At 41.7% G+C, this 216-nt stretch carries 1 protein-coding gene; it reads right to left on the bottom strand.

The features are described 5' to 3' along the window. Positions 1 to 216: transposase (locus FEZ33_RS12325; RefSeq protein ID WP_171031406.1), on the bottom strand; the 216-nt coding region annotated here is incomplete at both ends.

Genomic DNA, 216 nt, shown 5'->3' with positions numbered 1-216 from the left:
GTTGGTGTCTGTAGTCCACGCGAGCGTAAATCTAGAAAGAAGCGTGACCAGGCTGCTTCGGTTTCTTCTTCTGAGACCATAAAACCGACGATTTCTCGTTTATTTATATCATTAACACCTTGGGCGATATAAACAGCTTTAGACACGACGCGATTGTCCTCTCTCACTTTGATATACATTGCGTCTACATATAAGTAACGAAATTTAGAGTGCGAT

Source organism: Ruoffia tabacinasalis (assembly GCF_005864045.1).
GTDB classification, from domain to species: Bacteria; Bacillota; Bacilli; order Lactobacillales; family Aerococcaceae; genus Ruoffia; species Ruoffia tabacinasalis.
Note: the sequence above shows the minus strand (reverse complement) of the source record. Positions and strands in the feature narration are given on the sequence as shown.